The organism is Streptomyces sp. NPDC028635, assembly GCF_040637635.1.
Lineage (GTDB): Bacteria > Actinomycetota > Actinomycetes > Streptomycetales > Streptomycetaceae > Streptomyces.
On the sequence record NZ_JBEZWX010000030.1, the window covers coordinates 17470 to 30817 of the forward strand.

At 72.7% G+C, this 13348-nt stretch carries 15 protein-coding genes; 8 read left to right on the top strand and 7 right to left on the bottom strand.

Features of this window, described 5'->3' with window-relative positions:
* Nucleotides 1-31: 31 nt before the first annotated feature.
* Entirely contained in the window at nt 32-898 is an 867-nt protein-coding gene (locus tag AB0E88_RS26475) for an MHYT domain-containing protein (RefSeq protein ID WP_361635200.1), read from the bottom strand.
* Between the two features lie 292 nt (nt 899-1190).
* Between AB0E88_RS26475 and AB0E88_RS26480 the strand changes: the two genes are divergently transcribed.
* Together AB0E88_RS26480 and AB0E88_RS26485 are read left to right on the top strand one after the other, a co-directional pair.
* On the top strand, nt 1191-2060 hold the full coding sequence (locus AB0E88_RS26480) for a glycerophosphodiester phosphodiesterase family protein (RefSeq protein ID WP_361635202.1): 870 nt from the start codon (nt 1191-1193) through the stop codon (nt 2058-2060).
* Between the two features lie 64 nt (nt 2061-2124).
* Nucleotides 2125-2679, top strand: a complete 555-nt coding sequence (locus AB0E88_RS26485) for a methylated-DNA--[protein]-cysteine S-methyltransferase (RefSeq protein ID WP_361635204.1) — start codon at nt 2125-2127, stop codon at nt 2677-2679.
* 31 nt (nt 2680-2710) lie between these two features.
* On the opposite strand, the gene AB0E88_RS26490 is transcribed toward AB0E88_RS26485, so the two are convergent.
* Nucleotides 2711-3139, bottom strand: coding sequence for a VOC family protein (locus tag AB0E88_RS26490; protein ID WP_361635207.1), 429 nt, complete (start codon nt 3137-3139; stop codon nt 2711-2713).
* Nucleotides 3140-3237: 98 nt separating this feature from the next.
* Between AB0E88_RS26490 and AB0E88_RS26495 the strand changes: the two genes are divergently transcribed.
* Together AB0E88_RS26495 and AB0E88_RS26500 are read left to right on the top strand one after the other, a co-directional pair.
* Nucleotides 3238-4143 carry a pseudouridine-5'-phosphate glycosidase gene (locus AB0E88_RS26495; protein WP_361635210.1) on the top strand — a complete coding sequence of 302 codons (906 nt, stop codon included), beginning with the start codon at nt 3238-3240 and terminating at the stop codon, nt 4141-4143.
* A 248-nt stretch (nt 4144-4391) separates the two neighbouring features.
* Nucleotides 4392-5282, top strand: coding sequence for a sugar kinase (locus tag AB0E88_RS26500; protein ID WP_361635344.1), 891 nt, complete (start codon nt 4392-4394; stop codon nt 5280-5282).
* Nucleotides 5283-5311: 29 nt separating this feature from the next.
* Here AB0E88_RS26500 and AB0E88_RS26505 read toward each other — a convergent pair whose 3' ends face one another.
* Nucleotides 5312-6109 carry a methyltransferase domain-containing protein gene (locus AB0E88_RS26505; RefSeq protein WP_361635212.1) on the bottom strand — a complete coding sequence of 266 codons (798 nt, stop codon included), beginning with the start codon at nt 6107-6109 and terminating at the stop codon, nt 5312-5314.
* Between the two features lie 230 nt (nt 6110-6339).
* On the opposite strand from AB0E88_RS26505, the gene AB0E88_RS26510 reads away from it, so the two are divergent.
* Nucleotides 6340-7467 (top strand): magnesium and cobalt transport protein CorA, encoded by a 1128-nt coding sequence (locus tag AB0E88_RS26510; protein ID WP_361635215.1) that lies wholly within the window; start codon nt 6340-6342, stop codon nt 7465-7467.
* A gap of 75 nt (nt 7468-7542) precedes the next feature.
* Here AB0E88_RS26510 and AB0E88_RS26515 read toward each other — a convergent pair whose 3' ends face one another.
* A complete protein-coding gene (locus tag AB0E88_RS26515; RefSeq protein ID WP_361635217.1) occupies nt 7543-7962 on the bottom strand; it encodes a CBS domain-containing protein in 420 nt (139 codons plus the stop codon).
* A gap of 170 nt (nt 7963-8132) precedes the next feature.
* Entirely contained in the window at nt 8133-8765 is a 633-nt protein-coding gene (locus AB0E88_RS26520; protein WP_361635220.1) for a uridine kinase, read from the bottom strand.
* A gap of 177 nt (nt 8766-8942) precedes the next feature.
* Here AB0E88_RS26520 and AB0E88_RS26525 point away from each other — a divergent pair, with 177 nt between their 5' ends.
* The 3 genes from AB0E88_RS26525 to AB0E88_RS26535 all read left to right on the top strand — a co-directional run bounded on the left by AB0E88_RS26525 (nt 8943) and on the right by AB0E88_RS26535 (nt 11937).
* Nucleotides 8943-9638 carry a DUF2293 domain-containing protein gene (locus AB0E88_RS26525; protein ID WP_361635223.1) on the top strand — a complete coding sequence of 232 codons (696 nt, stop codon included), beginning with the start codon at nt 8943-8945 and terminating at the stop codon, nt 9636-9638.
* Nucleotides 9639-9801: 163 nt separating this feature from the next.
* Nucleotides 9802-10281: an anthrone oxygenase family protein gene (locus tag AB0E88_RS26530; RefSeq protein WP_361635226.1), complete on the top strand. Its 480-nt coding sequence runs from the start codon at nt 9802-9804 to the stop codon at nt 10279-10281.
* A gap of 168 nt (nt 10282-10449) precedes the next feature.
* Entirely contained in the window at nt 10450-11937 is a 1488-nt protein-coding gene (locus AB0E88_RS26535) for a glutamate synthase subunit beta (protein WP_361635229.1), read from the top strand.
* Nucleotides 11938-12046: 109 nt separating this feature from the next.
* Here AB0E88_RS26535 and AB0E88_RS26540 read toward each other — a convergent pair whose 3' ends face one another.
* Together AB0E88_RS26540 and AB0E88_RS26545 are read right to left on the bottom strand one after the other, a co-directional pair.
* Complete coding sequence (locus tag AB0E88_RS26540) at nt 12047-12322, bottom strand: DUF397 domain-containing protein (RefSeq protein WP_361635232.1); 276 nt, start codon at nt 12320-12322, stop codon at nt 12047-12049.
* Entirely contained in the window at nt 12323-13183 is an 861-nt protein-coding gene (locus AB0E88_RS26545; protein ID WP_361635235.1) for a helix-turn-helix transcriptional regulator, read from the bottom strand.
* Between the last annotated feature and the right edge of the window lie 165 nt (nt 13184-13348).

Sequence of the window (13348 nt, forward strand, 5' to 3'; positions counted from 1 at the left end):
GTACGACCCACCACTGACAACGGGGTCCGGCTCAGCGGTTCTGCGGGGCCCGCGAGCGGCGTCGTCCCAGGTCACGGCCGGGGCGCAGAGGCGCTCGGCGCACGGGCCGGTGGGCGCCGTTGTGGGCGGGGACCCCGGGCTGCGGCCCGGTGCCGGGCCGGGAGAGCCGGCCCGCGACCATGTGCGGGTCGAAGATCACCACGGCCGCGGCCAGGCAGAGGAAGGTGAGCGGCCCGATCAGCATCGGGGCGAGCAGGGTCGCGGGCGAGTCGCCCTCGCCGGGGGCACCGGTGCCGTGGAGGTGGACGCTGACAGCGGCCATGCCGGTGTAGTGCATGCCGCTGACGGCGAGGCCCATGACGAGGCTGGCGCCCACGCTCCACAGGAAGCCCCGGACCTGCCCGGCGGCCCACAGGGCGGCGGTGGCGGCGGCCATGCCTATGGCGACGGAGGCGGCGACGGTGACGGTGTTGTACTCCAGTCGCCCGTCGAATCGCAGGCCGGCCATGCCCAGGTAGTGCATGGAGGCGATGCCGAGGCCGGTGATGGTGCCGCCGGTGAACAGCGCCGTCCCGGTGGCGCCCCGGTAGCCCACGATGAAGATCCCGACGCCGACCATGACGACGGCGACGCCGAGGCTCGCGTAGGTCGTGGGTTTGTCGTAGTGGATCGGGGCCTGGTCGATGGTGAAGCCCATCATCGCCACGAAGTGCATCGTCCAGATGCCGGAGCCGATCGCCGCCGAGCCGAGAGCGAGCCAGCCCGGGCGCCACGAGTGGGAGTGGAGCAGCGCGCGGGTGGTGCAGCGCAGGCCGAGGGCGCCACCGAGGCAGGCCATGAGGTAGGCCACCACCGGTGTGACGAGTCCGTAGCTGAATCCGTCGACCGTGCCCTGCATGCGCGGCTGCCCTTCCGCCCTGTTCCGCCCGGGAATCTGTTGAAATGCACCCCCTCCCGGGCACGCACCGGCGGCCAGGGTCGAGGCAGAGAGTATGACTCCCACCGGAATGGTCGAACGATTTTCCGGCAAAGAAACACGCCCTTGCCTCAGATGTGCGCCCGCAGTGAGCGGACTTGGGCAACTCCAGTCAATCTGTGGCCATTCTGCGCTCCCCCGTCGCTGACGCTCTGCTGTCAGAGTTGAGCTGTCTGTGATCGTTGTCTGTGATCGTCCGACGCGAGGAGTCCGCATGCACGCGCGCGCACTTGCCGCCACGACCACCGCGCTCCTGGCCAGCGCCATCCTTCTGTTCACCGCACCCGGCACCCATGCCGTCGTCAGCGAGCCCCCCGTGGTCATCGCGCACCGCGGCGCCTCGGCCTACGCCCCCGAGAACACCCTGCCCGCCATCGACAAGGCGGCCGCGCTCGGCTTCCAGTGGGTGGAGAACGACGTCCAGCGCACCAAGGACGGCAAGCTCGTCGTCATCCACGACGACAGCCTCAAGCGCACCACCAACGTCGAGGAGCTCTACCCCGACCGCGCGCCCTGGAAGGTGAAGGACTTCACCGCCGCCGAGATCGCCCGTCTGGACGCGGGCAGCTGGTTCGGCCCCGAGTTCGCGGGCACGCGCGTGCCGACACTGGCTCAGTACATGCGCCGGGTCGAGCACAACCACGAGCGTCTCCTGCTGGAGCTGAAGAACCCGGAGCTCTACCCGGGCATCGAGCGGCAGACGCTCAAGGTGCTGGCCAACGAGGGCTGGCTCGACGCACCGCACGTCGCGCACCGCCTGGTGATCCAGAGTTTCAGCGCGGACAGCGTGCGCACGGTGCACCAGCTGAAGCCTGCGGTGAAGACCGGCTTCCTCGGCACCCCGAACGTGGTGGACCTGCCGGGCTACGCGGGCTTCGTCGACGAGATCAACCCGACGTTCAGCTCCATCTCCACCTCCTACGTCGACGCCGTCCACGCCCTCGTCGGCGCGCACGGCAAGCCGCTGGAGGTCTCCACCTGGACCGTCGACGACGCGGCCGGCGCGCACAAGGCCGCCGGGTACGGCGTGGACGGCATCATCTCCAACAAGCCCGACGTGGTGCGCACGGCACTCGAGGGATAGGCGGGCCCGGGCCGGCCGGGTCCGCTCCGGGGGCGTTGTCAGTGGTGGGTCGTACGGTGGTCGCATGAACAGCCATGGGGGTGACGAGCAGCGGGTCGTGTGGGCCGTCGTGGACACCGGCATCGGCCCGCTGCTGCTCGCGGCGACGGGCGAGGGCCTGGTCAGCGTCGTGTTCCACGCGAGGGAGACGGTCCGCCGGCGGGCCCTGGAGCGGCTCGCGGACCGGCTGGGCGCCGAGCCCGTCGAGGCGCCCGGCTCACCGCTGCTGACCGAGGCGATACGCCAGGTCGAGGAGTACTTCTCCGGTGCGAGACGCAACTTCGCGCTGCCCCTGGACTGGTCGCTGATCTCCGGATTCAACCGGCAGGTGCTGCGCGAGCTGGCCGAGGGAGTGCCCTACGGCACGGTTGTGGGGTACGGCGACCTTGCCCGCCGGGTCGGCCAGCCGGGCGCGGCCCAGGCGGTCGGGGTGGCGATGGGGTCCAATCCGCTGCCCGTCGTCGTGCCCTGCCACCGGGTGGTGGAGAGCGACGGCGGGATCGGCGGGTTCGGAGGCGGGCTGGAGACCAAGCGCAAGCTGCTCGCTTTGGAGGGAGTGCTGCCCGAGCCGCTGTTCTGAGGGGCGGACCGCCGGGGCAGAGGGTGACCGCTCAGTCGTAGTGCCGGGCCTCGAAGACGTTTCCGTCGGGGTCGCGGAAGTAGAAGCTGCGGCGGGCCGCTCCGCGGGCACCGAAGGAGTCGTGGGCGAGGTCGGAGACCGGGACGGCGCCCTCCTGGAGGCGTAGGCGCAGGGCGTCGAATGCGTCCCCGGTCAGCGACAGGCAGATGTGGTTGACCGGGTGACCCGCGCTGTCAGCGGCGCCGGGCAGCACCGTCATCCGCCGGGCCGTGCTCAGCGGCATCAGGTCGATGATCGTCTCGTCGTTGACCCGCACGGAGGGAAAGGGCGCCCGGCCGTCGGAGAACTCGGCGAGCCGGACCGGTGCGAGGCCGACCGCCTTCTCGTAGAAGCCGGCGGAGGCGACCGGGTCGCGCACCCATAGGACGACATGGTCAAGACGTGGCGAGTTGTCCGTCATGCGTCCAGGTTGATCGTCGTCGTGGGCCCCCGCAAGGGTTTGACCGTGGCCGTCGCCCGCCAGAGATGAGGCAGGACCGACAGACAGGAGGCTCAGCCGTGCTGGTGGTGTCCGAAGAGGTGCGGGAGGCGCTCGCCGCGGGGCGGCCGGTGGTGGCGCTGGAATCCACGATCATCGCGCACGGGCTGCCACGGCCGCGCAACCTGCGGGTGGCGCTGGAGCTGGAGGCCGCCGTACGGCAGGAAGGCGCGGTGCCGGCGACGATCGCCGTGCTGGACGGCACTCCGCTCGTCGGCCTGGACAAGGCGCAGCTGGAGCGCGTCGCGAACGAGGACGGCATCCGCAAGCTGGGCCAGCGCGACCTGCCGCTCGCCGTGGCGTCCGGGACGAGCGGGGCGACCACGGTGTCGGCGACCGCCCGGCTCGCGGCGCTGGCCGGTCTGCGGGTCTTCGCCACGGGTGGGCTCGGTGGCGTGCACCGCCAGTGGACCGTCACCCAGGACGAGTCCGCCGATCTGGGGCTGCTGGCCCGCACGCGGATCACCGTGGTCTGCGCGGGCGTGAAGTCGGTCCTGGACGTGCCGGCGACGCTGCAACGGCTGGAGACGCTGGGCGTGGCGGTGGCCGGGTACGGCACGGACCGCTTTCCCGGCTTCTATCTGTCCGACTCCGGCCATCCCGTGGACTGGCGGCTGGACACGCCCGAGCAGGTGGCCGCCGTGATGCGGGCGCAGGACGCGCTCGGTGCGCAGGAGTCCGCGCTGATCGTCGCCAACCCGGTGCCCGAGGCGGAGCAACTGGATCCGCAGCTGCACGCGCGTGTGCTGGCCGAGGCGCTGCGGGCGTGTGAGGCGGAGGGCGTGACCGGGCAGGCGGTCACACCGTTCCTGCTCGACTACTTGGTGCGGCACACCGAGGGCGCCTCGCTGAGCGCCAACCTCGCGGCGGTGCGCGGCAACGTACGACTGGCGGCGCGCATCGCGGCGGCGTGGACGGGGGCGTGAACGAGACGGGGCGGGCAGGCGAAGGCGTGAGCACGGCAGGCCGGCCGGGCGAAGGCGCGAGCGCGGCAGGCCGGACGGGGGAAGGCGCGAGCGCGGCGGACCGGACGGATGAAGGTGCGAGCGCGGCAGGTCCGGCGCACGAAGGCGTGAGCGGGACGCGCCCGACACCCGGAGGCGTGGGCGGGACGGGCCCGGCAGGGGCGGGCGGACCGGATCGCGGCAGCCGCGGGCAGGCTGGGCGGGGTGGGCTGCTGGTCGTGGGTGATGTGGTGACGGACGTCGTCGCCCGGCACAGCAGGGCGCCGGCCCGGGGCACCGACACGGCCGCCGCGATCCGGATCGTGCCCGGCGGCGCCGGTGCCAACGTGGCCTGCTGGGCGGCCTGTCGGGGAGGGCACGACGTGCGGCTGCTCGGCCGCGTCGGGGCGGACACGGCGGAGTGGCACACCCGGGAGCTCCAGGCGTGCGGGGTGCGACCGCGGCTGGTCGTCGATCCGGAGGCACCGACCGGGACGGTGATCTGCCTGGTCGACACGACGGCCGCGGCCGAACGGACCTTCCTCACCGACAGCGGCGCCTCCCTGCGGCTGGACAGCGGCGACTGGTCGGACACCCTGCTGGACGGTGTGGCGTGGCTGCACCTGTCGGGCTACCTGCTGTTCTCCGAGCCGAGCCGCGGGCTCGTGGCGACCGCTCTCGCCGCGGCACGCGCGCGAGGTGTGCCGGTCAGCGTGGATCCGGCGTCGGCCGGGTTCCTGCGGGCGCTGGGCGTGGAGCGGTTCCTGGCGCTGGTGGACGGGATCGACGTCCTGTTGCCCAGCCGCGACGAGGCATGCCTGCTCACCGGGCTGCCCGACGCGGCCGACGCGGCGGCCGAGCTCAGCCGCCATGTCCCTCTCGTGGTGGCCACGTCGGGCGTCGAGGGCGCCCTGGTGGCCAGGGCGGGCGCCGTGTGCGCCCGGGTCCCGGCGTTCCCGGCCGAGGCCCGGGACACCACCGGCGCCGGGGACGCCTTCACCGGTGGTTTCCTGGCCGCTCTGCTCTCCGGTGCCGCCCCGCGGGACGCGGCGGAAGAGGGCTGCCGGGCGGGCGCGCTCGCGGTGACCCGGGTGGGTGGCCGGCCCGGAAGGCCCACCTGACGCGGGCTCAGGCGCGCCCCGGGGCAGCGCTACGCCTTGCGCCCCCATGCGGAGATCATCGGAGCCGTCGCCAGGTCCATGCTCCCGGAGGCCACGTTGTCGAGGTGGCGGTCGATGTCCTCGTCCGTGGCTAGTCCGGCCTCGACCAGCCGGGAGCGGATCTGGCGGACGGTGGCGGCCTCCAGGGCGGAGCAGGCGGGCGAGGTGAGCGGGAAGTAGGCGTCCGCCTCGACCTGCCGCAGACCCGCTTCACGCAGCAGGCGCGGAAGCTTACGGCCGTAGGACAGGTCGGCGCCGCGGTCGGCCAGCAGGGCGCGGAAGCCCTGGCGCAGGCGGTTGGCCAGTTGCTGTTCCGGGCCGGACTCGTCGGGGCAGAGCAGGGGTTGCAGGGCGGGGTCGGCGTCCTCGATCAGGAGCCGGCCGCCGGGGCGCAGGGCCCGCACCATGGATGCCAACGCGCGCTCACGGTCCGGGACATGAACGAGGACGAGACGGGCGTGGACGAGGTCGAAGCCGTCCCCCGGCGGTTCGTCGGCCCCCACGTCGTGGACGCGCACCTCCACCGGGGGCCGGGCCGCCGCGGCGAGCCGGGTGGTGTCGATGTCCGTCGCGACGACCGTGCCGGTCGGGCCGACCTTCTTGGCCAGCCAGGAGACCACGGAGGTGCCGCCGGCGCCGACCTCCCAGCAGCGCCGGCCGAGCCCGATGCCAAGGTGCTCCAGATGCCGGAACGTGACGGGGTCGAAGAGATCGGCGAAGGCGTCGAAGCGCTCCGCCGCCTCGCTCTGCCGGTTGTCGAGGAGGTAGCCGTCGTCGGGTCGCGTCATGCCGTGATCATCCCAGTTGTCCGGCTCTCGGGGAGCGGTCGACGCTCAGGGTGCCGGGCGCGCGCCCGTGCAGCCGGCCGTCCACAGGCGGGAACCAAGCGGAATACCGGCCTCCCACAGGCCCGTCCGCCCCTCGCGCCGGACTGGCAGACTGGCGGCTCCGGCGCGGTCCTCGCGCCGGAAAGGGGCGCGGCGCTGCGGCGCGGGGAGAGCCACACGAGGAGCTTCGTATGTCGATGACTGGGAATCTGCGGAAGGTCACAGGGCTGGACCGGGTCGGCGGGTTGCGCGGAGTGGCACGGCTGGCCCGGCGGCGGCCGAAGGTGGACCTCAGTCATCCGGCACGCTCCCCGCTCGGTTCCTCGGTGGTCAACTGCGTGACGTACCACGGCGGTGTGCGCGCTCCGGCCGCCGGGGATCTGGTGGAGGCCGTGCGGAAGGTGCGCAAGAACGGGGACGGATTCGTCTGGCTCGGTCTGCACGAGCCGACAGACCAGGAGTTCGCGGGCATCGCCGAGTTGTTCGACCTGCACCCGCTGGCGGTGGAGGACGCGATCGAGGCTCATCAGCGCCCGAAGGTCGAGCGGTACGGCGAGGTGCTCTTCGCCGTGTTCAAGACGGTCTGCTATGTCGAGCACGAGGAGCTCACGGCGACCAGCGAGGTGGTCGACACCGGGGAGATCATGGCGTTCGTCGGCCAGGACTTCGTCATCACGGTGCGGCACGGCCGGCACGGCTCGCTGGGTCCGGTGCGCGAGGGGCTGGAGGCCGACCGGCAGCAGCTCGCCAAGGGGCCGTCCGCGGTGCTGCACGCGATAGCGGACCATGTCGTCGACGACTACCTCGGCGTCATCGACTCGGTGCAGTCGGACATCGACCAGGTGGAGACGGAAGTGTTCGCGGAGACCGGCGCCCGTGTCGATCCGGGGCGCATCTACCAGCTCAAACGGGAGCTGCTGGAGCTCAAGCGGGCCGTGGTGCCGCTCGGCCGGCCGCTGGGGGAGCTCGCGGACCGGCCGATGCGGGTCATCGAGCCGGAGATACAGGCCTACTTCCGGGACGTCTCCGACCATCTGCTGCGCGCCACCGAGCAGATCGCCGCCTTCGACGAACTGCTGAACTCGATTCTTCAGGCGCACCTCGCGCAGGTCACCGTCGCGCAGAACGAGGACATGCGCAAGATCACGGCATGGGCCGCGGTGATCGCCGTACCGACGATGGTATGCGGCGTGTACGGCATGAACTTCGACGACATGCCGGAGCTGCACTGGAGGTTCGGTTACGGACTGGTCATCGGGGTGATATCCGTCGCCTGCCTGGCGCTGTACCGGGGCTTCCGGCGCAACGGCTGGCTGTGACGGCGGCCGCGACGGCTCGCGGTGGACGAGGACGAACCGACGCATCCCGGCCGGTGACGGCCGGTACCGCTCAGCTCATCCGCGGGCGTAGACGCGTTCGGCCCAGGACGCGATCTGCCCCTCGGAAAGGTGCCGGACGAGGTCGGCCTCGCTGATCATGCCGACCAGCCGCTTGTTGTCGATGACCGGGAGCCGGCGGATGCGGTGCTGCTGCATCTCGCGCAGGACCTCGCTGATGTCGGCGTTCGCGTCGATCCAGCGGGGGGTGCCCTTGGCGAGGTCACCCGCCGTGACGCGGGCGGGGTCGTGGCCCATGGCCACACAACCGACGACGATGTCGCGGTCGGTGAGGATGCCGCACAGCCGCTCGTTGTCGTCACTGATGGGCAGGGCACCGACGTTCAGTTCGCGCATCAGCTGGGCGGCGCGGTCGAGGGTTTCATGGGCGGGGATCCACTGGGCACCGCGGTGCATGATGTCTCCGGCAGTGGTCATGGAGTACCTCCCTGAGCCGGACGGCCGGCGCGGCACGGGGCGCACCGCGGTTCCGGCGTCGTCCATTCTCTCCGCGCCCGCCGCACACCGCACCTTCGCCGTCCCGCCTGGCCCCCGGCCGCCGCAGGCCCCGTCCGGCACGCTCCGTCCGGCTCCGGTTCGGCGTTCGTTCACCCGCCCCACGCGGGGTGTCGCGGGTCGTCGGCGCGTACCAGGACGTCGGCGGTGCCGGCCGGGTCGGACTCCTCCGCGTAGCGCTCGAAGGCGGGGAGCGTCCAGTGCTCGGCCTCGGCGGTCCGGCGGCGCAGCGCTCCCGGGGAGAGGAGGACATGGACGGTCAGGTCGAAGGGGAACCAGTGCCGAAGGAGGAGGGGACCGTGCACCAACAGCACCGCACCGGGCGGGAGTTGGACGTAGGGGCTGCGGGTGGCGCGGTCGGCCACCGGGTCCCACAGGTCGGGCAGGACGCGTCCGTCGCCGCCGGGTTCGAGCGGCCCGAAGACCTCGCGCCACAGAGCCCCGGTGTCGAACCAGCCGTCGTAGTAGGCCTGAAGGTCCTGCCGTCCGTATTCCAGGCGCACGGACGCGGGGCGCAGGAAGCCCTCGGTGCCGACGACGAGCGAGGGGCGGCCACGGACCCGCAGCGCCTGGCTCACACGCTCGGCGAGGTCACCCGGGCGGGCGGCGGGGGCGCCGTCGAAGGCGATCCGCGGCCAAGAGCCGCCGTCGGCGGGGGTCAGGTCGAGCAGCCGCTCCGCGAGCCGGTCGGCGAGCCGGTCCCAGGTGATCGCTTCGAGTCGCACAGGGCCCATGATGCGACACCCGCCGCGACCGCTGCGCGGCGCCCCGGGCGGACGCCCGCGCGGGAGGGCAGGGCTCCTCACGCCCGCCGCGCGGCACGGGCGTCGGGCTCGCCCGGCAGGTGCATCCGGGGCCGCGGGGCGGGTGGCGCCGCGCCCGGTGGTGGGCATGAACGGGATATGTCTTCCGCGACTCCCCCGACCGGGCCCGGCCTCGTCGTCGTCCAGCCGTTGCGGCACAAGCGGTGCGCGGCGTGCCGGCGCGGTCCGTTGCCGATGCTCCTCCTGGAGAGCGGTGTACCGCGCTGCCTGGACTGCGCCGACCTGGGACACCTGGTGTTCCTGCCGCGTGGGGACACCGCGCTGACCCGTCGGTCGCGGGAGGAGAGCAGCCTGTCGGCGGTGGTCGTGCGGTTCAACCGGCGCAAGGCGCGTTACGAGCGGCAGGGCGTCCTGGTGGAGGAGGCGGCGCTGGCCCGGGCCGAGGAGCGCTGCCTCGCGGACGCCGAGGCACGGCGGCGGCGCCGGGCGCGGGACGCTCGCAGGCGGGCGGCGGAGGACTCACGGTTCACGGCGGCGTTCGCGGCGGAGATCCGGCGGCTGTTCCCCGGTTGCCCCGACGAGCGGGCACGGGCCATCGCCGCGCATGCCTCGCTGCGCGGCAGCGGGCGGGTGGGGCGCAGCGCGGCGGGACGGGCGCTGTCGGAGGACGCGGTGATCGCGGCGGTGCGGGCGGCCGTGCGGCATCTGGACACGCCGTACGACCGGCTGCTGATGAGCGGGATTCCGCGCCACGAGGCACGACGGCGGATCGCACCGCTTCTGGAGGCGGTGCTCGCGCGATGGCGGCACGGGGAGCTGCCGTCCGCGGGGTGAAACCAGGCACCCTCCGCCCCCGCTTCCTGGACGCCCTCGCATGGGTCCGCGCGGCTCGGCCATGGGCGTCCCTCGGTCGTGCGGCTTGACTGGGGGCGACGGCGGGCGTTCGCCCGGACATCATCTACGACTTCGCCGCGGCGTGACGGGAGTTGGGGGAGCCATGATCGAGGGACCGTACCTGGTGCTGACGGTGGTGGGCGTGCTGGCGACGGCACTGGTGGCCGGCATCTTCTGCGCCTTCTCCGTGCTCGTGATGCGCGGGCTCGCCGCCCTGCCGCCCGCGCAGGGTGCCGCCACGATGAACGCGATCAACCGGGCGGCCCTGACACCGGCGTTCATGGTGGTGTTCCTCGGGGCGACGCTGGTGAGCGTGGTGCTCGCGGTCGTCACCTTCGTGCTGTGGCCACGGGAGGGCGCCGTGGAACTCCTGATCGGCAGTGCGTCGTATCTGTTGGGGGCGTTCGGCGTGACGGCGGCGGCGAACGTGCCGCGCAACGACGCGCTGATGCGGCACGGCGCGGACAGCCCGGAGGCGGCCGCGTACTGGCCGTCGTACCTGCGCGAGTGGACCCGCTGGAACCACGTCCGGACGATGGCCTCGGCGGCGTCGGCCCTGGCGTACGTGCTGGCGCTTCTCTGAGCCCCGCGCACGGACGGATGACCGTACCGCCTGCGCACGCGCTCCCGCCCCCTCCGTCGCAGGGGCGGTTCGCCGCCCTGCGGGCCTGCCGGCCCGGACGTATCGTGGCCGCAGGATGTGCCGCCCGGCGGCGCACGGCCTGTCGCACGCGACGCGAGGAAGACGGCCATGGCCGATCCCAAGGGATTCATGACGACCCCCCGCCAGGACTGGCCGCGCCGGCCGGTCGGGGAGCGGGTGCGGGACTGGGACGAGGTGTACGTCCCCGGGGCGCTGTTGCCGATCATCAGCAAGCAGGCGGACCGGTGCATGGACTGCGGTGTTCCGTTCTGCCACCACGCCTGCCCGCTCGGCAATCTCATCCCGGAGTGGAACGACCTGGTCTCCCGGGAGGACTGGCGGGCGGCGAGCGACCGGCTGCACGCGACGAACAACTTTCCCGAGTTCACCGGCCGGCTGTGCCCGGCGCCGTGTGAGGCGGGCTGCGTGCTGGCCATCGACCAGCCCGCGGTGACGATCAAGAACGTCGAGTGTGCCATCGCGGACCGGGCGTGGGAGGAGGGGTTCGCGCCGCCCCGGCCGCCCGAGCGGCTGTCCGGCAGGACGGTGGCCGTGATCGGCTCCGGCCCCACCGGACTAGCCGCGGCCCAGCAGCTCACCCGCGCCGGACACACCGTCGCCGTGTACGAGCGGGACGACCGGCTCGGCGGGCTGATGCGGTACGGCATCCCCGCGTTCAAGATGGAGAAGCGCCATCTGGAGCGGCGGCTGGAGCAGATGCGGGCGGAGGGCACGAAGTTCCGCACCTCGACGGTCGTCGGGCGGGACGTGGGCGCCGACGACCTGCGATCGCGCTACGACGCGGTCGTGGTCGCCACCGGGGCCACGGCGTGGCGGGAACTCGACGTGCCGGGGCGGGAGTTGACCGGGATCCACCAGGCGATGGAGTACCTCCCTCTGGCCAATCGTGTGTGCGAGGGCGATCTGGGGAGTTCACCGCTGTCGGCCGCCGGCCGGCACGTCGTGATCGTCGGCGGCGGGGACACGGGCGCGGACTGCCTGGGCACGGCGGTGCGGGAGGGCGCCGCGTCCGTCACCCAGCTGGACATCTACGGCCGGCCCGGCGCCGAGCGCGACGAGGACACCGAGCCGTGGCCGACGTACCCGAAGATCTACCGCCTGTCCGCCGCGCATGAAGAGGCCCGTGACCTGCGGACGGCGCCCGCGGCGGACGCGGACGCGCGGCTGTTCGCGGCGTCGACGCTGCGCTTCACCGGGGACGCGCGGGGCCACGTGCGATGCCTGCACCTGGTGGAGGTGGACACGCACCGTCGCCCGCTGCCCGGGACCGACCGGACCCTGCCCGCCGACCTCGTCCTGCTCGCGCTCGGCTTCACGGGTCCGGACCGGCACGACGGCCTGATCGACCAGCTCGGTGTGGCGGTGGACGCGCGGGGCACGATCGCCCGGGACGCGGGCTTCGCGACGAACGTCCCCGGTGTGTTCGCCGCCGGGGACGCGGCGCGCGGCCAGTCCCTGATCGTGTGGGCGATCGCGGAGGGCCGGGCGGTGGCGGCCGCGGTCGACCGGCATCTCACGGGCAGTACGCGCCTCACGTCACCGATCGGCCCGTACGACCGGCCTCTGACCGCGTGAGCGGGCAGGACATCGTCCACTTGCGGCGGGGCGGGGGAAGCAGTCGGTGTTCAAGCGCGCACCAGGATCAGCAGGATCAGGAAAGGCGAAGAAAAAGCAACAGGTCGGTTCAGGACAGCAGGAAGTCCGCCACCCCCGCCTTCGCTCCCTCGATGAACGCGGTCATCTCGGCGGAGGTGTAGATCAGGGCCGGCCCGTCGGGGTCGGTGGACTGGCGGACCGCGATCCGTCCGTCGGCGAGCTTCATCGCCTCCAGGCAGTTGCCTCCGTTGCCGCCGCTCCACGGCTTGTGCCAGCCCTCGCTGCCCAGCTCCCGGGCGGGCATGCCGTTGTAGATCCCCTCGGCGCGGACCCGCGGCCGGGACGGGGACGTGGTGTGATCCATTCACAGCTCCTTGCGGAGATCCTGCAGGATCTCCTTCGTGCGATGTGCCGTCGCGGCATGTGCCGCCATGCGGTCCATGACCTCGAGATGAGCGGCCACCTCGGGGCGCGCGTCGAGATAGACCGCGCCGGTCAGGTACTCGCTGTAGACCATGTCCGGGAGTTCCGGCATGGCGAATCGGAAGAGCACGAACGGCCCGTACGTGCCGGGGTGCGGGCCGGCGGAGAACTCGGTGACCTGCAGCGTCACCCGGGGCAGCTTCGTGGCCTCGAGCAACTTGTCGATCTGGGCGCGCATCACCTCCGGACCGCCGACCGGACGGCGCAGGACGGTTTCGTCCATGACGACCCACAGCCGGGGGGCGTCCTCCCGGGTGAGCAGGTGCTGGCGTTGCATGCGCAGGGCGACGTGCCGCTCGATGTCCTCCGGCCGGGTCTGGCCGATGGCGCCCGAGCGCAGCACGCCGCGCGCGTAGTCCTCGGTCTGCAGCAGCCCGGGCACGAAGTGCGGCTCGTACTGGCGGATCAGCGACGCCGCGCCCTCCAGGCTGACGTGCAGGGAGAACCAGCCGGGCAGGATGTCGTGGAAGCGCTGCCACCAGCCGGGCCGGTTGGCGTCCTCGGCGAGTTGCACAAAGGCGTCGGCCTCGTCGTCCTCGACGCCGTACGCCTTCAGCAGCAGCTGGAGGTACGGGATCTTCAGCGCGACCTCGGCCGTCTCCATACGACGGATGGTGGCGGGGGCGACGCGGAGGACGCGGGCGGCTTCCTCGCGCTTGAGCCCGGCGCGTTCCCGCAGGTCCATCAGGCGCCGGCCGAGGACCACCTGTCCCACGGTCGGCGCGGACCGCGGTTCGCTCACGCTCCACCTCCAGGAAGCGACTCACCCGACGAAAGCATGCCGACAGCCCTGCGGCGCCATTCGAAGATCCATTCGAAGGTCCGGGCGGACCTCCGGCGATCCGAACTGGCGCCGCGCGAGGTGCTGACGCGAGCAGTGTGCCATGACCTGTGCAGGCAGCACATC